Origin of the sequence: Shewanella sp. (assembly GCF_047975355.1) — a bacterium.
GTDB lineage: Bacteria > Pseudomonadota > Gammaproteobacteria > Enterobacterales > Shewanellaceae > Shewanella.
The window spans coordinates 84,633-104,118 of the sequence record NZ_JBKEDJ010000017.1; the positions used below are offsets into that span (position 1 = coordinate 84,633).

Sequence of the window (19,486 nt, forward strand, 5' to 3'; positions counted from 1 at the left end):
ACTTGATTGCGCCAACTGACACCATAAAAAAACGGACCCTCAGGTCCGTTTATTCTTCAATATCGCTTACTTATGATACTGCTTAGATTGAGCGTGAACCGCCTTGATAAAGGCGCCTGCATGTTCTGGGTCAACGTGCTGATGAATACCATGGCCTAAGTTAAACACATGGCCTGTACCTTCACCGTATCCTGCCAGAATTTGAGCCACTTCTTCTTCGATACGTGGAATTGGCGCGTACAGCATAGAAGGATCCATATTGCCCTGTAGCGCGACTTTGTGACCCACACGGCGACGAGCATCGGCAATGTCGACAGTCCAGTCTAAACCTAACGCATCACAGCCAGTTTCTGCCATGGCTTCTAACCATAAACCACCGCCCTTAGTGAATAAGGTCACTGGCACTTGGCGGCCATCGGCAAAGCGAGTCAAGCCATCGACAATCTTCTGCATATAACGCAGTGAGAACTCACGGTAAGCCGTGTGCGATAAGGCGCCGCCCCACGAGTCGAAGATCATCAGCGATTGCGCGCCGTTAGCAACCTGCGCATTCAGGTATAAAGTCACAGAATCCGCTAACTTGTCGAGCAGCATATGCAGCGCCGCAGGCTCTGCGTAGGCCATCTTCTTAATTTTTTCGAAGGTTTTGCTCGAACCACCTTCAACCATGTAAGTCGCGAGTGTCCAAGGAGAACCCGAGAAACCAATCAGTGGCACTTGGCCGTTCAGTTCACGACGAATAGTGCTAACCGCTTTCATCACATAACCCAGATCATGTTCTGGATCGGGAACGGCTAATTTTTTAATGGCGTCGATAGTGTCTGTTGGGCGCTCAAAACGTGGGCCTTCGCCCGCCTCAAAATACAGACCTAAACCCATAGCATCGGGAACAGTCAGAATATCGGAAAACAGAATTGCTGCATCCAGCTCATAACGACGCAGCGGTTGTAGCGTTACTTCACAGGCCAATTCATGGTTTTTGCATAAAGACATGAAGTCACCCGCTTGAGCGCGAGTCGCTTTATATTCAGGGAGATAACGGCCTGCTTGACGCATCATCCACACTGGGGTCATATCAACAGGCTGTTTTAGTAGGGCGCGTAAATAACGATCATTCTTTAATTCTGCCATTTGGCTTGATTCCTAGACTTATTGAGATCCGCTGGGTCGGTAGTTTAGCATTTACGCGGATAATGTAACCTTTAAGTGCAAATTTATGTGAGCTATTCCCCATCATTGCTGTCCATTTAAGCGCTTATCGTCAAAATGCTAGCCAGATAACATACTGTTTACTAATCGAACTCGAAGTCACACTGAGACAGAAAAAAGTTGCGCTGGTTTCCTGCCTTTGGTATAAAAAGTTTGCGCTAGCAAGAACAATCAAGAAGCTCGTCGCATCGAGCCTGCTATATACATTACTCGCCCAACGATAGGTTTCTATCGTTGGGCTTTTTATTTCCGCATTTTTTTATACAAAACAGCTGGTTTGTCCATCTGCTAATTCTCGCAAATCCCGATAAAAAGGGTTGATCCAAGAGCTGTTTCTCCCCTACATTAGAGTCATGTCCTGGCACTTAAATGGAATGCATCATGCTGAGAGAACTCGAAAAAGCAGAACAAAAGTGGGGCGGTTCAAATAAGCTTATAGATCAATGGCTAGAAAATCGTCGTAAACTCTTGGTGCATTACTGCCAGATAGCTGGACTTCCCCCTTACGGGAAAGCCGAAAAATCCCTTCCCTCCTTCGATAATGTAAAATCCTTTTGTGATTTATTAGTGGATTACGTCTCCGAAGGCCATTTCGAAGTCTATGACCAAGTGGTCAATGCCTGTGAAAAATTTGGCGCCACGAGTAAAACCTTAGCCCAGCAAGTGTTGCCGAAGATCACCCCCACCACCAACGCGGCACTAGATTTTAATGATAAGTACGCCGAAGCGCAGGACGACCAAGTGCTGTATCAGCTCGATAAGGATCTCTCCGAACTGGCCCATACCATGGAAACCCGTTTCGAGTTAGAGGATAAATTGCTCGAAGTGTTACATAACCAATATTCAGAGCACGCCCAGCAAGCTTAATTAATGATGGGAGTTATGCGCCGCGAGTCATATCCTTGATAGCGCAAAGTGCAAGTCACTTCGGTCTGCAAATGAGGTCTTAGTTCGGTGCGATTGTCTTAATAAGCACAATTGCGACAGGTAAAATAGAGAAACAAAAAAGCCAGCTTACGCTGGCTTTTTCATTTTCATATCAAGCGATTATACAGCTGATTGAAAGATCACTTGTGATGCTTTCTTAGTGTAAGAATCGATTTGATCGAAGTTCAAGTAACGGTAAGTGTCAGCTGCAGTCGCATCTAACTCTTTCGCGTATTCTTGGTATTCTTCAACCGTTGGCAGACGACCTAACAGGGCTGCAACTGCCGCTAATTCCGCAGAGGCTAAGTAAACGTTAGCGCCTGTACCTAAACGGTTCGGGAAGTTACGGGTAGAAGTTGATACAACAGTTGCACCTTCAGCCACACGTGCTTGGTTACCCATACACAGTGAACAGCCAGGGATCTCGATACGCGCACCCACGCGACCGAAAATACCGTAGTAACCTTCTTCGGTCAGCTGGTCTTTGTCCATCTTAGTCGGTGGCGCGATCCACAGACGAGTTGGCAGCGTCTTAGCGAACTTGTCTAACATCTTACCGGTCGCACGGAAGTGACCGATGTTAGTCATACAAGAACCGACGAATACCTCGTCGATTTGCGTTTGCGCAACAGAAGACAGTAATACGGCATCGTCTGGATCGTTAGGCGCACACAGGATTGGCTCTTTGATCTCGTTCAGATCGATTTCGATCACTGCAGCGTACTCAGCATCTTTATCGGCGCTCATCAGCTCAGGATTCGCTAACCACTCTTCCATGCCTTTGATACGACGCTCGATAGTACGACGGTCACCGTAACCTTCGGCGATCATCCACTTCAGCATAGTGATGTTCGAGTTCAGGTACTCGATGATTGGCTCTTTGTCTAACTTGATAGTACAACCCGCTGCAGAGCGTTCTGCAGAAGCATCAGACAGTTCGAATGCCTGTTCCACTTTCAGGGTTTCTAAGCCTTCGATTTCCAGTACGCGGCCAGAGAAGATGTTGATCTTACCTTTCTTCTCAACCGTCAGCAGACCCATTTCAATCGCTTTTAATGGAATCGCATGTACTAGGTCACGTAGGGTGATGCCAGGTTGCATCTTGCCCTTGAAGCGAACTAATACTGATTCTGGCATATCCAGAGGCATAACACCGGTCGCCGCTGCGAAGGCAACGAGACCAGAACCCGCAGGGAATGAAATACCGATTGGGAAACGCGTATGTGAGTCACCACCAGTACCAACTGTGTCTGGTAATAACATACGGTTTAACCAAGAGTGGATAACACCGTCACCTGGACGCAGAGACACACCGCCACGGTTCATGATGAAGTCTGGCAGAGTGTGGTGAGTGTTAACGTCAACGGGTTTTGGATAAGCGGCAGTGTGGCAGAATGACTGCATAGTCAGGTCAGCACTGAAGCCTAAACAGGCTAAGTCTTTCAGCTCGTCACGGGTCATAGGGCCGGTAGTGTCCTGAGAACCCACAGAAGTCATCTTAGGCTCGCAGTATTGGCCTGGACGCACGCCAGCAACGCCACAGGCTTTACCGACCATCTTCTGCGCTAAAGTGTAACCTTTGCCAGAGTCAGCGATGTCTTGAGGACGTACGAATACGTCAGAGGCTGGTAAACCTAACACTGCGCGCGCTTTGTCAGTTAAACCACGACCGATGATCAATGGAATACGACCACCCGCACGCACTTCGTCTAACAGTACGTCAGTTTTCAGGCTGAACTCAGAAATCACTTCCTCAGAGCCATGACGCTTAACCACACCAGCGTATGGATAAATGTCGATCACATCGCCCATTTCCATTTTGCTGACGTCAAGCTCGATTGGTAGTGCGCCCGCATCTTCCATAGTATTGAAGAAAATCGGTGCAATTTTGCCACCTAAGCAGAAACCACCAGCACGTTTGTTAGGTACGAATGGGATATCATCGCCCATGAACCACAGTACAGAGTTAGTCGCTGACTTACGTGATGAACCTGTACCCACAACGTCACCCACGTAAACTAATGGGAAACCTTTGGTTTTCAGTTGTTCTAATTTCTTGATTGGACCCACGCTGCCCGCTACGTCTGGCTCGATGCCATCACGCGCGTTTTTCAGCATCGCTAATGCGTGCAGTGGGATATCAGGACGTGACCAAGCATCGGGTGCTGGTGACAGGTCGTCGGTGTTGGTTTCGCCAGACACTTTGAATACTGTCAGAGTCACTTTGTCCGCTAATTTTGGACGGCTTAAGTACCAGTCTGCATTTGCCCAAGCTTCAACCACTTGTTTAGCATAGGCATTACCCGCTTGCATCTTCTCAACCACATCGTGGAAAGAATCAAACATCAGCAGCGTGTGGGCAAGTGCCTTAGCGGCTAATGGAGCTAAAGCTGGGTTATCTAACTGAGCAATTAAAGGCTCGATGTTATAGCCACCTTGCATGGTGCCTAATAACTCAGTCGCGCGCTCGGCAGACAGGATAGGTGAAGTTGCAGTGCCTTTTGCGACCGCATCTAAGAAAGCGGCTTTCACGTAAGCAGCTTCGTCAACACCTGGGGGAATTCGATTTTCAAGCAGGTCAAGAATAAACGCTTCTTCACCAGCAGGTGGATTTTGAACTAATTTAACCAGTTCAGCCACTTGATGTGCATCTAATGGCTTAGGGACAACGCCCTCTGCAGCACGTTCTGCGACGTGTTTACGATATGCTTCTAGCACGGCAACATTCCTCTTTGTTTGGCGCTCTAACAACGAAACTGCACGTCTTCTCAATTGAAGCTGACAGTCCGACATGATCGACCCGTATTTCCGGCCAGCAGTATACTACAGCTTTGCAAAAGTATGAATCAGGTCACACTCCGTGAAAGGCGAAATAAGGGCTAAATCCGGAGATGCAGCTCAACTTACGGAAAGAATCCATTGAGGGAAATTAGACAATAGTTTGAAAACAGAGAAAAAACTTTAAATGACAGATAGTTAATATAGTTTCATAAATTTGTTTTGGAACTTGGGATTTTAAACCACAAAGGTAAATCCTAGACAAAAATCCCTATCCCAGCGCATTTAGGCTTTAAAGTTACCGCCGCAGATCTTACACTCAATGCCAATTTTTTTACGATTCCCACTTCAGACGCCCTTAGGAGTAGCCATGACGTCCCTCAACATTCAAGCTGTGATTTTTGATATGGATGGCGTGTTAATCGATTCAGAACCCCTATGGCAACAGGTTGAATATGAAGTCTTATCGGCGCTTGGCGTGCCTGTGACCATAGCGAGTATTCAACAAACCACCGGCCTGCGGATCGACCAATGCGTCGACTATTGGTATCACAAGGCGCCGTGGGCTAATTACGATAATGCCAAGGTCAGCCACGAGATTGTTGAGCGAGTAGCCGCAGAAATCCTGAACAGTGGCGAGGCCATGTTAGGGGTTAAAGCAGCGATTGAATTTTGCCAAAGCAAGGGATTCAAAATCGGCTTAGCCACATCTTCCCCTCGCCTGTTAATCGATGCGGTGCTGACAAAACTTGCGCTGTCTAGCCAATTTATGGCGATTGAATCGGCAGAGGCGCTCACCTACGGCAAACCTCACCCTGAAGTTTATTTAAATTGCGCCGCCGCTTTAGGCATCGATCCCCGCTATTGTCTTGCGATTGAAGATTCCTTCAACGGCCTTATCGCCGCCCGCGCCGCCAATATGCAAACTATCGCCATTCCTGCGCCTGAACAACGAGGCGAAACAAAATGGGTGATTGCCCACCATCAGGCGCAAAGCCTGTTGGAACTCCCAACTATCTTGGGCTAATCCCGATATAAAGAGGTTCTTGAGGGATCTCCACCAATAAAAAAGCCAGACAAATGTCTGGCTTTTTGGTGTTTAGAGTGGATGCATTACCAGATTTTTACCCGATCGGCTGGTTTCAAATACATCTTATCGCCCTCTTTCATATCAAAGGCTTTATAGAAAGCTTCGACGTTACGTGGCGTACCCATAGCGCGGTAATGGCTTGGTGAGTGGTTATCGGTCAACAGACGGCGGCCCAGCTCTTCATCACGGTAGTTACGGCGCCATACCTGCGACCAACCTACGAAGAAGCGTTGCTCACCAGTTAATCCATCGATCACAGGCGCAGGCTTGCCGTTTAAGCTCATCTCATAGGCACGCGCCGCGACGGTTAAACCACCTAAGTCACCAATGTTTTCCCCGAGGGTTAAATCGCCGTTTACAAACTTACCAGGCAGCGCTTCAAACTTAGAGTACTGGGCTGACAACTGCTTACCGCGTTTTTGGAACTCTTCGCGGTCTTTATCCGACCACCAGTCACGCAGGTTGCCATCGCCATCGTATTTAGCGCCTTGATCATCGAAGCCATGGCTGATTTCATGACCAATGACTGCACCGATACCACCGTAGTTTACGGCATCATCGGCATCCATATTGAAGAATGGCGGTTGCAGAATCGCTGCTGGGAACACGATTTCATTACTTACAGGACTGTAATAGGCGTTCACCGTTTGCGGCGTCATATGCCACTCGGTGCGATCGATTGGCTTACCTAGCTTGTTGATCATGTCTTGATATTCGAAGTTAGCGTAACGCATATAGTTACCCACCAGCTCATCAGGCTTGATCTCTAACGCTGTGTAGTCTTTCCACTTGTCTGGATAGCCAATTTTATAGGTAAACTTAGACAGTTTTTCCTGCGCTGCTACTTTAGTTTCAGGCGTCATCCACTCGAGTTCATTGATGCTGACTTCAAAGCCCATGATCAGATTTTTGATCATGGTTTCCATGCGCGCCTTAGCTTCTGGTTTGAAGTATTGCTTCACATACTCCTCACCCACCAACTCACCAATTACTTGGTCGGCGCCATCCACGGCTTTTTTCCAGCGCGGTTGCTGCTCTTCGATACCCATTAAAGTTTTGCTCTTAAAGGCAAAGTTAAGGTCAACGAAGTTTTTGCTTAACAGTTCTGCATAGCTATCCACTAAGTGGAAAGTTAAATAGTCCTGCCAAGCAGAAACGGGGAAGGCATCAAAATTAGCGCCTAATTTTTCGAAATAAGATGGCTGACGTACGATCACTTCAGTCACTTTATCACCAAGACCTGCAGTGGTCGCAAAGGCATTGATATCAAACTTGCCGGTCAGCTTTTCAAGCGCTGCGCGGTCTAACTTGTTGTAGGCCTTGTTAGCATCACGGGATTCAACGCGGCTCCACTGGCTTTTGGCGATCATCATTTCGATGTCGGCGACGTTTTTCGCCGCGCGCTTGGCATTCTTGTAGCCCGCTTCGGTCAGGATATCGGTCACATACTTCGCCATCGCTTGGCGGTTAGCGACAAACTTAGCGTCATCTTTTAAATAATAATCGCGGTCAGGCAGAGTTAAACCTGACTGGCTTAAATACACGGCATATTGGGTAGAGTTTTTAGCGTCGTTATTCACGTAAAAACCAAAGGGTATGCCTGAGCCGTTGGTGAGTAATTTGCCCATCACAGCCGGTAACTCACCGTGGGTTTTCACGGCAGCGATATCCGCCAGCAGAGGATTAAGCGGTGTAATCCCTAAGGTCTCAAGCAGATCGGTATTCATAAAGCTCGCGTTAAAATCACCGATTTTTTGATTATTAGAGCCAGGAGCTGCATCTTTTTGGGCAGCAGCGGCATCGATGATTTTCTTCAATGCATCTTGGCTTTGATCGTACAGCACAGAAAACGCACCGTAGTTAGATTTGTCAGCAGGGATAGGCGTATTCGCCAACCATTTGCCGTTCACGCTGTAGTAAAAATCGTCTTGATGGCGAACTGAGGCATCAAAGTTTTGTAATTCAATGCCAGAAACCGCGGCGACTTCAGTTTTAGGCTCGCTGCTGCAAGCGGCTAAACCTAGGCTCAAGGCTATTCCCAGCGCCAATGTGCTAATCTTCTTCATTGTTTTCCTCAGCTTCCGTTTAAAGTTGTTATTTTATCCCACAAAACCTTAGCATTTTGCCTAGGCTGGCTGTAGTAAGATTTTGTAAAAGGTTATGACACTTAGTGATATTTCAGCAAACGAGTAGAAAGGCGATTTTTAAGCTATACGGGAATAATGTGCTGAACATAAAAGCAAAGGGCATAACCTCAGTTATGCCCTTAGAGTAATTAGAACGCCTTACCGACAAATAAATACAAGGACTTATCGCCCATATCGGTCACACCAAAGCCCAGTGCCGCCGGCCCCATAGAAGTATCTGTGCCTATGTATAGGCTTGAGGCGTAAATCAGATCAGAGAGCGAGACTTGGTCCCTTTCAAACCAGACGTTACCCGCCTCTAAACTTAAGCCTAAATAGAGCGGATAATCTGTCATTCCTAGGGCATCGCGACCTAAATCATACTGATAAACAAATGCGCCAAAGAGTTTATGGGCGCCAGTCAGCGAGTCCTTGTGATAGCCAGACAGATTTAAGAAACCGCCTAAATCCGACAAGTGTAAGGTGTTGAGCCCATCGTTATTGTTGGTAGCAACTGAGGCTTTCCCCACAAAGGCATGATTACCTACGCTGAGCGCCCCCTTCCAATCGGCCTCAATCTGCACGCTATATTCGTTCTCATTGTTATCGACGATATCGTCAAAATCTTCGTTACGCACATAGACGTTCAAGGTGATACGGTTACCCGATGTCGGGAAGCTGATACTGTCTAAGCTGTCATAACCCGCTCTTAAGTAGGCGCCGTAGGATTTAAAATCGAAATCCTTAATCAACCAAGCATCATTGACGATAACGCCCTTTTCCGCCACTAGCCCTAACTCTATAAACCCTTGTAAAACATAATTATAACCAATACCCAATTCAACCGTGTGAGTCTTCTTGTCAAAGATAAGGGCGCGGTTGTTGTTATCGTATAGATCCCAATTGTGGATATCGTATTGATAACGGGCTCGACTATAAAACTCTTGGTCCCTGTCCAATGGCTGATAAAACTCGGTCGCAAATAGCTTTTCGAACCCAAGCTTCACTTCGTTGCGCCACTCGCCGCCATTGAAAGTTAAGTCTGTCATGGTATAGGCCATATCGAAACTAATGGCCGATTCGGTGCTAAAATCGTCCTCCCAGTTAAAACCGAGTTGGAAGTAATTGGGTCCCCAAGATTTCGCCCGAGTGGTCACAGTCAACACCCGACCATCTTCCCCTTCCACAAACTCGGCATCCACACGCTCAAATTTGTTTAAGGCATAAATCCGTTTTAACGCATTGTTTAGCTCATCTTTAGTGACGGCCTGGCCCGGTTTGAGCTCTAAGGTTTCCTTTAATAAGTTAAGGCTCACCTTAGACTGGTTATCGAATACGATTTCTTTAATTGGATGCGCCACATCCGCCATTAATAACTTGCCCTTGGCTTTCTTGGCTTCGACATAGGCCGCATATTCTTCGGTGCTGACACTCATGCTCTGTAATTTATCCAACTGACCATTAGCGGCTTCTTTCCCGAGCGTAAGAGCTAAAGGCATGATGGTAAAATCAGTCGTGCTTAAGGCATCGATAGCCGGACGGATCAGTACGTCTCTATCTGTCAGTAGCTGCTTTTGCCTTTCGGTACTGGCGTTGGTCAAGAAGTTAGATAACTGGTCCAGCACTGCAATCGTGCTATCTAGCTTGTCCTTAGTCACCAGCGGAGAGCCAATATCCACGGCAATAATGATATCTGCGCCCATGGCCTTGACTACATCCACAGGCATGTTGTTGGCAATTCCACCATCGACTAACAACTTGCCATCGATCTGAGTCGGTTGCAGCGCCCCAGGCACAGTCGCAGACGCCTGCATCGCTTTGACTAAACTGCCATGGTCAATGACTACGGGTAAACTGGTTTCTAAATCCGTCGCGACCGCACGATAAGGAATGGCTAAGGCGTCAAAATCGCCAAATTGTTGTACTAAATCGGTAGATTGACGTAATAACTGCGACATGGTTTGCCCACGTAACAAACCACTCGGTGCACGCACTTCACCCTCGTTGTAGCCGATATTGAGGGGAATATTGTAACGATCACGTAACTGTTTATCTCGATAGCTCAATACATTACGCGGGATGGTATCCGAATAACCACTATCCCAATCGACGCCCATCATAATGGCTTCGACTTCGCTGGCACTGTATCCCAATGAATACATGCCAGCAACATAAGCGCCTATACTGGTGCCTGCAATATAGTCCACGGGGATTTGATGTTCTTCTAGGATTTTAAGTACGCCAACATGGGCGGCACCTTTAGCGCCACCACCACTGAGCACCAGCCCGACCTTAGGCCGTTCTGCCGCATATAAGGGCGTTAACAATAAACATAAAAAGACAGAAGCGAATATTCGACGCATCATAGTGGGCTACTTTTTATTGGATAAAAAATTCAACTTATCTTAACAAATTTATTGATTTAACCGTCAGTGATATTTTATCTGAACCGATGAGTGATTAAGCGATACCAAATAAACACCATCATCTTTTCCCTAAGTCAAATAACTAGCTTAAATGCCGCAAAACCAGCTCAAAATAACAGCAAAAAAGCCGCAAATAAACGTATCTGCGGCTTGTTCAATTACACAAAGTCTTAAGAACTCAGCGCATTTTTATGCAGTAAATACCGCTCAAAGTCAGTGACCGACATGGGTTTTGCAAAGTAATAGCCTTGCACAATATAACAACCGCGGCTAAAGACTTGCTCCAGCTGCTCAACGGTTTCCACTCCTTCAGCTACCACGGTTAATTTCAAATTACGCGCCAGCTCGATAATACTGCTAACAATGGCCTGATCCGCTGAGTTTGTGGCGATATCAATTAAGAATGAACGGTCGATCTTTAAGGTATTCACATCAAAATGACGTAAATACGCCAAAGAAGAATAGCCAGTGCCAAAGTCATCGATGGCGACTTCAATCCCCAACGCCTTAAGCTGGGTCAGATGACTTTTCGCAGCTTGTACTTCTTTCATCAACACCCCTTCGGTAATTTCTAACCCAAGGGATGAAGTGGGCATTTGCGTATCTGCCAAGATTTTCTTTATACCGTCAATAAAATCTGGCTGGCGGAAGTGCACCGCCGAAATATTCACCGACAATTTAAACGGTGTGGCACAACTTTTTACCCATTTAGCACCATCTAAACAGGCCCGACGAAATACCCAACGGTCGATTTCAACGACTAAACCACAGGCTTCGGCGACCTTAATAAAAATATCAGGACGGATGTACCCTTCCTTTGGGTGGCGCCAACGAATTAAGGCTTCCATTCCAATAAATTTATCGCCCCGTAAGATATCAATCTGCGGCTGGTAATGGAGTTCAAACTCTTCCCGTTCGATGGCCTTACGTAAGTCTGCCTCCAAGCGTAAATGGTATAAGGCCTGGGCATTACGCTCAGAGGAATAATATTTAAAGTTACCTCGCCCTTCTTCCTTGGCGTGGTACATCGCAAGATCGGCATTTTTAATAAAGGCTTCAGGCTGCACCGCATCATCGGGCCAAATACTGATGCCGATACTGGTTGAGATATAAAACTCCCGGCCAAACAATTTAAATGGCGCCACAATTTGCGCCAGTAATCGCTCGGCAATGTGGTTAATTTCATTAAGGTTGTTAGCATTTCTCAGCAGAATAACAAACTCATCACCGCCGAAACGACAGAGCAAATGCTCACTGCCGATACAAGACTGTAAGCGATTAGAGGCCTCCACCAGCAAGGCATCGCCCATGCTGTGGCCGTAGGAATCATTAACATGCTTAAAACGGTCGAGATCGAGAAATAATAACGCCAGCTTTTCACCGCTCTGCTGCGCCATCTGTATCGATTGTAATAACCTAGAGGAAAATAAAGATCGGTTCGGCAACCCAGTTAACACATCGTAATTAGCCAGTCGCCTTAAGTCCGCCTCAGTCCGCTTTCGCTCGGTGATATCTGAAAATACAATCACATAATGCAGCGAGCTATCGCTAGCAGATTGCATCACAGAGACGTTGAGCCATACGGGGCAAATCACCCCATTCTGCCCCACTAATTCACGTTCCCCCGTCCATGAACTATCGTGACCGAGCAACTGATGTACTTCAGTTGATAGGCCATCCTTCATTTGCACAAATTGGGAAAACGATTGGCCGACGAGATTATTCTGCTCCGATCCTATGATTTGCTGCGCCGCATGATTCGCCACCCGGATATTTTCATCTACGTCTAAGATCAACACCCCCTCGGAGGTATTCTCAAAGGCTTGAGCAAGGAGATTGATTTCATCCTCAAGCTGACGCTGCAAGGTAATATCACTATAAATACCCGCTACCCGCTCAATCTCATGGGTAGTGCGATTACGCGACACAGGACGCCCTCTAACCCTTAACCAGCCCCAATTACCACTGCGACGCTGGTAACGATATTCCGACTCAAATCTGTCAATTTCCCCCGCCAACATACTGTTCCACTGGGCTAATGCTTTCCCCCTATCCTCAGGATGGACAGGGAGCGTCTCTAGGGTCGCGACTATCTCATTGGCATGGTCACCAAGAACGGCACCACGGTTATCGAGGTAAAAACTCTGGGTATCTCGATGCCATTCCCAGAGATCGGAATCACTTCCACGCAACGACTGGCGCAAGCGATCATCACTCTCGGTCAGCGCTTGGTTCATCGCCATAAAAGTGCGCACTTGTCGCTGACGATACCATGCTAGGCTCAGAGCAATGATCGAAAATATCAGCAGCAATATGCCCTTAAAGCCTTGAGTCAACCACCAATGTTGCTCAACATTGAAGGGATAAACGAAGGGTTTATCCGACCAAATCCCATTCACTTGGCTTAAGATTTCTAGCCCATACTCACCCGCAGCGAGCCCGGCGAGATTTATCTGCGACTCGCCTTGGAGCAACACATAGTTATCTTCCTCCCCTTGATAGCGCAGCCGATATTTAAATTGAATCGGCGAGTCGTCGAGATAATCGAGGTTTGTGATCTGCAAACTCACCATGTTGGCATCAGGCTTAATCACCATCATGGGCTGAGGCAATAGGGAAACTTCCGTACTGTTATCGTAATAGACAGACACAGACTCTAACATCACATGATCGTCGGTAATACGGTTGGTCAGCTTATCCACATCGAGGTGCATGACGCCATCCGGTGTACCAAGATACAAGCCCAATTCGGGAGAATAAAAGTAAGCCCCTTCGTTCATCTCATCGGAAATCAGCCCATCGAGCTGATTGAACATAGCAATCTGCCCGGTCGCAATATCTTGGCGGATCAGTGAATCGGCGCAGGCTACCAGATTCGCTTTAGGGGTCTTTTGGATAAAAAACACTGAGCTACAACTCACTTGCCACAGGGCAGTAAGCGAAACAAGTTCACTGCTATTAAGGTGATACTCGAATAATCCTTTTTCGTAGGAGCCAAACCACATTACCCCCGGAGACATCTCCTCAATATGGCTCACTGTCGGCATGGCACTCAAGCCATTAAATAGGCTGCGCTGATCATGGAAGTCATTCGCCTCGTCCAGATAACCAAAAACCCGTTTGCCGCCAATCCAAAGTTTGCCATCGGAGGCGCGATGCAAGGTTCGAATCGCCGGGCGTTTAGGCTCAGCATCCTCCTTGGAGAGTTTATCGATATCAAAAGCTTGTGGCGACTTTAAGCCTAGTTCCCAGAAATACAACCCATTGGAACTCGCTATCCACACACGCCCCTTTAACAAAGGATCGATATAGGTTCGGTACACTAGCTTGTTTTTAAATTCATCTTGTCCATTTATCCACTGTGCAAAGCTCTGCCCCTTGAAGGTTGTCCTATCAACCACAAATAAGCCCGTAGTGGTAGAAACCAGTAATTCATTCTCGGAAAATGCTCTAATATCGTAAATACTTTCGTGTGGCAGCAAGCCTTCAATCGGGATATCAATGGTTTGCTGCGTATCCTTGGCAATAAACATCACATTGGATGAGCCAAACCAGAGCCCCTCTGGCGCCGCGAACACCGACCAAATCATGGCATCACCCAGAGCGTAGGGTTTATCTGCGGTATAGGTCTCTAAGATAAAATCGGGCTGCGATGCCAGTAGCGCTAAACCATCGCCGGAGCCGCCCACCCACATCAGGCCTGAGTCATCGAAAAGCATGGCCTTGAGCATTTCCATATTGGCCTGCTTTTTCAGCTCTTCTTGATAGTTTTCTATCTGGTGTGTCTCTGGCGTCCATTTTAAGAGGCCAAAACGGCTGGCAAACCACAGTGCGCCCTTTGGACCTTCGGCAATCACAGTGCTCCAATCGGGTAATTCAGGTATCGCCTCAAGTTGCTGTGAGCTGGGTTCAAACCGATAAACTCCGCGGCTTGTCGCCAGCCAAACTCTATTTTTAGAGTCCTCAAGCATATCGAGAATGCTTCCCATAGACTCAGTCCAAGGATATTTGCTTAGTGTTTTACCAGCCTTATCGAGTAACAGTAAATCAAATTGCCCCGCCAGTAGCATTTGCTCATTAGGCAAAGCCAGCAGTTTTCGCCAAGGAAGGTCACGGTTCACTGTAAACTGAGTCACTAATCTGAGTTCAGAAGTCGTGGAGGAATATTGATAAATCTGGCCATTATCAATCAGCAATAACCAGTTTTGCGCATTCATCCGCGCAGCAGAAACTAAAGCGCCACCGGAAAAGTGCGGAAATAAATCGGGGGAGCCAAACAGAATAAATTGGTTACGCCTGATATCGTAGAGATAAAGGGCTGCGTTAGTGCTCACCAACAGCTTATCTTGCCCAATATTAACCACAGAGTTGAGAAAATCATCAGCAATACGGGACTCAGTACCCGTTTTATCTATACGTCTGACCTTAGAATTGCTAACCCGATATAAGCCTTGCTCAGTCGCAGCCCAGATAAAACCATGGTCATCTAAGGTCAAGCCACGGATACTGGTGGCGGCTAATCCATCTCTGTCGGTGAAAACACGTTGCACAAAGCCGCTAGCCCAAACCATGTTCAGACCAGAGCAAAAAAGGATGAAACATGCCAGAAGAGTTTTAGTTATTCTTGTTTGCATTTGATGACTTACTTCATACCATAGTTTTACTGTAGCAGTTCAAAAGCCTCAATTCATCCGCTTATTCACATTAAAGTTACAATTTAATCAAGGCAATAAAAAAGCGTCCTAATGGACGCTTTTTACAAAAGAAGTCAGCTTACTTTTTCTTTGCCTTTGGATTTGGCAGGTCAGTAATAGAACCTTCGTACATTTCAGCTGCTAAACCAACAGACTCATGCAGAGTTGGGTGAGCATGGATAGTTAATGCTAGATCTTCGGCATCACAACCCATTTCGATCGCCAGACCGATTTCGCCTAACAGTTCGCCACCGTTAACGCCCACGATAGCACCACCGATTACGCGGTGAGTGTCTTTATCGAAAATCAGCTTAGTCATACCTTCGCTGCAATCAGAAGCAATCGCACGGCCACTTGCAGCCCATGGGAAAGTCGCTGTTTCGTAAGCAATACCTTGCTCTTTCGCTTCTTTCTCAGTCAGACCAACCCAGGCCACTTCAGGGTCTGTGTAAGCGATTGATGGGATTACTTTTGGATCGAAGTAGTGCTTCATACCAGCGATAACTTCGGCCGCTACGTGGCCTTCGTGGACGCCTTTGTGAGCCAACATTGGTTGACCAACGATGTCACCGATAGCGTAGATGTGCGGTACGTTAGTACGTAATTGCTTGTCTACATTGATGAAACCACGCTCGTCGATCTTAACGCCTGCTTTTTCAGCGTCGATCAGCTTGCCATTTGGTGTACGGCCGATTGCCACTAACACTGCATCGTAACGTACTGGCTCTGCTGGTGCGCTCTTACCTTCCATAGAAACGTAAATACCGTCTTCACGGGCTTCAACCGCTGTGACTTTAGTTTCGAGGATCAGGTTGAATTTCTTCTTGATTTGCTTAGTGAATACGCGAACAACGTCTTTATCAGCCGCAGGGATCACTTGGTCGAACATTTCAACCACATCGATTTCACTGCCCAGAGAAGAGTACACAGTACCCATTTCTAAACCGATGATACCGCCGCCCATAACGAGTAACTAGCCTGGAACTTCTTTCAGCTCTAAAGCGTCAGTCGAATCCCAAATACGTGGGTCTTCATGGGGAATAAATGGCAGTTTGATTGGGCGAGAACCGGCTGCGATGATCGCTTGGTCGAATTTAACCACGGTCACAGTGCCGTCTTCAGCAGTCACTTCAAGGCTGTTAGGGCCAGTGAATTTACCGAAGCCGTTAACTACGTTCACTTTACGCATTTTGGACATGCCGCCCAAACCACCAGTCAATTGGCTGATTACTTTTTGCTTGAAGCTGCGTAACTTATCTAAATCGATTGTTGGTTCGCCGAAAACTACACCGTGTGCAGCAACCGCTTTCGCTTCTTCGATGACTTTAGCAACGTGTAACAGGGCTTTAGATGGGATACAACCCACGTTCAGACACACGCCACCTAAAGTGCTAAAACGTTCAACGATAACGGTTTCCAGACCTAAGTCAGCCGCACGGAAAGCTGCAGAATATCCAGCAGGACCAGCACCTAATACCACTACCTGAGTTTTGATTTCGTTACTCATGTTTTCCTCTAATTCTCATTCAATCCGTTGGAGGAGAGCAATCCTGCCAACCGAAAATGCGCCAGCGCGTAAGGTGGGCGCATTTTAACCTGTGTTTGATACTGATCACAATAAACAAAAGGCCACTCAAGATGAGCAGCCTTATTTGTTTACAGAATCAAAGTACGAATATCGGACAGAATTCCTGACAGTGTCACGCTAAAGCGTGCAGCCATTGCACCATCGATCACGCGGTGATCGTATGATAGCGACAGTGGCAACATCAATTTAGGCTCGAACTCTTTACCATTCCATTTAGGCTTAATTTCAGATTTAGACACACCTAAAATCGCCACGTCTGGGTAGTTAACGATTGGGGTAAACGCAGTACCACCAATGCCACCTAGGCTTGAAATAGTGAAGCAGCTGCCCTGCATATCGGCAGACTTCAGCTTACCGTCACGGGCACGGACAGAAATATCGGCCAGCTCACGAGATAACTCGATGATGCCTTTCTTATCCACGTCACGTACCACTGGTACCACTAGACCGTTTGGCGTATCAACCGCCACACCGATGTGGTAGTACTTCTTCTGGATCAGTGATTCGCCGTCACTGCTTAAGCTTGAGTTGAACACAGGGAACTGTTGCAGCGTTTTCGCCACAGCTTTCATCATAAAGACCAGCGGCGTGATCTTATAATCGGCTTTCTTCTTCGCCGCCGCATCGTTCTGCTGCTTACGGAACTCTTCCATCTCGGTGATATCAGCTTCATCGAACTGAGTCACGTGGGGAATAGTTACCCAGTTGCGGTGCAGGTTTGGACCAGAGATCTTCTGGATACGGCTTAATGGAATTTCTTCCACTTCACCAAACTTGCTGAAATCCACTTTCGGTGCGGCAATCACTTGCAAACCACCACCGTTACCCGCTGCAACTGAAGTTGCCGCAGTCGCTTTCGGACGAGACAGTTCGTACTTCACATACGCCTGTACGTCTTCCTTCATGATGCGACCTTTACGGCCAGAACCCGTCACTTGAGTGAGATCCACACCAAACTCACGGGCCAAACGGCGAACCGCAGGAGACGCATGAACCACACCGGTCGCCACTGGCGCACCCGCACTTGGGTGATGTGGCACAGGTGGACGGCTAGGCGCTGCAGCAGGAGCTGGTGCCGCTTCTTGGGCGACAGGTGCGGGCGCTGCGGCTTGAGCTACTGGCGCTGGTGCACTACCTGCAGTTACAGTCTCAACCGTCGCGATCACGCTACCTTGAGAAACTTTGTCACCCACTTTAACGGTTAACGACAACAGTTTACCGGCGAATGGCGCAGGTACTTCCATGGTCGCTTTATCGGTTTCAAGGGTAATTAAGCCTTGATCAACTGTGATGTCATCGCCCACAGAAACGAGCACTTCGATCACATCGACATTGCTCGCATCGCCAATATCTGGCACTTGGATTTCTTTAACCGCAACCACTGGTGCCGCAGCTGCGACTGGAGCAACTGGCGCTGCAGGAGCCGCTTGAGCGACAGGTGCAGAGGCTGTTGGCGCGCTCGCTTGTGGCGCTGCGGCAGGTGCCGCGCCGCCCACTTCGAGCATGATCACTAATGAGCCTTGAGAAACCTTTTCACCCACAGCCACTTTCACTTCTTTTACCACACCCGCGAATGGCGATGGTACGTCCATGGTCGCTTTGTCGGTTTCAAGCGTGATAAGACCAGCGTCAACATCAATCTTATCGCCAGCGGCGACTAAGACTTCGATAACAGACACATCGGTGTCACCACCGATATCCGGCACAGTGACTTCAACCACTTGGGTTGCGCCCGTCGCTGGCACAGCAGCCACAGGAGCTGGCGCCGCTTGTACTGGAGCTGGAGCAGGTGCTGCTGGCGCAGGTGCGGCAGCTTGAGCAACAGGCGCACTGGCGCCCGCTGCTTGCATCATCGCAATTAAAGTACCTTCGCTGACTTTGTCACCGACGGCCACTTTCAATTCGGCTAACACACCTGCGAAAGGCGCAGGAATATCCATTGTCGCCTTGTCGCTTTCAACGGTCAGAATCGACTCTTCCGCTGCTAAGGTATCGCCCACAGAAGCACAGATTTCGATAACCTGTACTTCATCGCCGCCGATATCAGGAACAAAAACTTCTTTTAATTCAGCCATTTTTATTGCCTCTTACGCGTACTGTGGATTGATCTTGTCAGCGTCGATGCCGTATTCCTTGATGGCATTCGCTAACACATCAACAGGCAGCTCTTTACGATCAACCAGTGACTTCAGTGCCGCGATAACGATGAACTTAGCGTCCACTTCGAAGTGGTGACGTAGATTATCACGGCTGTCTGAGCGACCGAAACCGTCAGTACCTAACACTTTGTAATCGGTTGGCATGTAAGCACGTAACTGCTCGCCGTAGATCTTCATGTAGTCAGTTGCTGCGATTGCAGGCGCATCACTGGAGATCACTTGGCTGATATACGCTTGTTTTGGCGTTTCAGTTGGGTGCAGCATGTTCCAACGCTCAACCGCTTGACCATCGCGAGTCAGTTCGTTGAAGCTGGTTACGCTGAATACGTCGGCAGTGATACCGAAGTCTTTTGCCAGTGCTTGAGCCGCTTTGCGGGTTTGCTCAAGAATGGTGCCACAGCTCATTAACTGAACTTTGCCTTTACCCGAGCCGGCAACGGTTTCTAACTTGTAGATACCTTTAACGATGCCAACTTCTGCGCCTTCTGG

Annotated in this window: 9 protein-coding genes and 1 pseudogene; 2 read left to right on the forward strand and 8 right to left on the reverse strand. The window is 47.7% G+C overall.

The annotated features are described in order from the left end of the window. Positions 1-66 precede the first annotated feature (66 nt). Positions 67-1,131 carry a uroporphyrinogen decarboxylase gene (gene hemE / locus ACK5NH_RS06845; protein ID WP_416918614.1) on the reverse strand — a complete coding sequence of 355 codons (1,065 nt, stop codon included), beginning with the start codon at positions 1,129-1,131 and terminating at the stop codon, positions 67-69. A gap of 459 nt (positions 1,132-1,590) precedes the next feature. On the opposite strand from hemE, the gene rsd reads away from it, so the two are divergent. Further along, entirely contained in the window at positions 1,591-2,076 is a 486-nt protein-coding gene (rsd, locus tag ACK5NH_RS06850; RefSeq protein ID WP_416918616.1) for a sigma D regulator, read from the forward strand. A 180-nt stretch (positions 2,077-2,256) separates the two neighbouring features. Here the strand turns inward: rsd and acnB are convergent, their stop codons facing one another. Beyond that, complete coding sequence (acnB, locus tag ACK5NH_RS06855) at positions 2,257-4,854, reverse strand: bifunctional aconitate hydratase 2/2-methylisocitrate dehydratase (RefSeq protein WP_416918618.1); 2,598 nt, start codon at positions 4,852-4,854, stop codon at positions 2,257-2,259. 430 nt (positions 4,855-5,284) lie between these two features. Between acnB and hxpB the strand changes: the two genes are divergently transcribed. Beyond that, a complete protein-coding gene (gene hxpB, locus ACK5NH_RS06860) occupies positions 5,285-5,941 on the forward strand; it encodes a hexitol phosphatase HxpB (protein ID WP_416918620.1) in 657 nt (218 codons plus the stop codon). Positions 5,942-6,027: 86 nt separating this feature from the next. On the opposite strand, the gene ACK5NH_RS06865 is transcribed toward hxpB, so the two are convergent. The 6 genes and pseudogenes from ACK5NH_RS06865 to ACK5NH_RS06890 form a co-directional block, all read right to left on the reverse strand. Next, positions 6,028-8,070 (reverse strand): M13 family metallopeptidase, encoded by a 2,043-nt coding sequence (locus tag ACK5NH_RS06865; protein ID WP_416918622.1) that lies wholly within the window; start codon positions 8,068-8,070, stop codon positions 6,028-6,030. 209 nt (positions 8,071-8,279) lie between these two features. Next, positions 8,280-10,496: a patatin-like phospholipase family protein gene (locus ACK5NH_RS06870; protein WP_416918624.1), complete on the reverse strand. Its 2,217-nt coding sequence runs from the start codon at positions 10,494-10,496 to the stop codon at positions 8,280-8,282. A 230-nt stretch (positions 10,497-10,726) separates the two neighbouring features. Continuing rightward, positions 10,727-15,190: an EAL domain-containing protein gene (locus ACK5NH_RS06875; protein ID WP_416918626.1), complete on the reverse strand. Its 4,464-nt coding sequence runs from the start codon at positions 15,188-15,190 to the stop codon at positions 10,727-10,729. A 139-nt stretch (positions 15,191-15,329) separates the two neighbouring features. After that, a pseudogene (lpdA, locus tag ACK5NH_RS06880) lies at positions 15,330-16,757 on the reverse strand (dihydrolipoyl dehydrogenase). A gap of 149 nt (positions 16,758-16,906) precedes the next feature. Next, complete coding sequence (gene aceF, locus ACK5NH_RS06885; protein ID WP_416918628.1) at positions 16,907-18,913, reverse strand: dihydrolipoyllysine-residue acetyltransferase; 2,007 nt, start codon at positions 18,911-18,913, stop codon at positions 16,907-16,909. A gap of 12 nt (positions 18,914-18,925) precedes the next feature. Further along, positions 18,926-19,486, reverse strand: a 561-nt coding sequence (locus ACK5NH_RS06890; RefSeq protein WP_416918630.1) for a transketolase-like TK C-terminal-containing protein, incomplete at its 5' end; no start/stop codon positions are given.

What these genes read in the sequence shown, in the direction of transcription:
- hxpB (WP_416918620.1), top strand. Translation starts at nt 5,285, where the DNA reads ATGACGTCCCTCAACATTCAAGCTGTGATTTTTGATATGGATGGCGTG.
- ACK5NH_RS06870 (WP_416918624.1), bottom strand. Translation starts at nt 10,496, where the DNA reads ATGATGCGTCGAATATTCGCTTCTGTCTTTTTATGTTTATTGTTAACG.
- ACK5NH_RS06875 (WP_416918626.1), bottom strand. Translation starts at nt 15,190, where the DNA reads ATGCAAACAAGAATAACTAAAACTCTTCTGGCATGTTTCATCCTTTTT.
- aceF (WP_416918628.1), bottom strand. Translation starts at nt 18,913, where the DNA reads ATGGCTGAATTAAAAGAAGTTTTTGTTCCTGATATCGGCGGCGATGAA.
- ACK5NH_RS06865 (WP_416918622.1), bottom strand. Translation starts at nt 8,070, where the DNA reads ATGAAGAAGATTAGCACATTGGCGCTGGGAATAGCCTTGAGCCTAGGT.
- rsd (WP_416918616.1), top strand. Translation starts at nt 1,591, where the DNA reads ATGCTGAGAGAACTCGAAAAAGCAGAACAAAAGTGGGGCGGTTCAAAT.
- hemE (WP_416918614.1), bottom strand. Translation starts at nt 1,131, where the DNA reads ATGGCAGAATTAAAGAATGATCGTTATTTACGCGCCCTACTAAAACAG.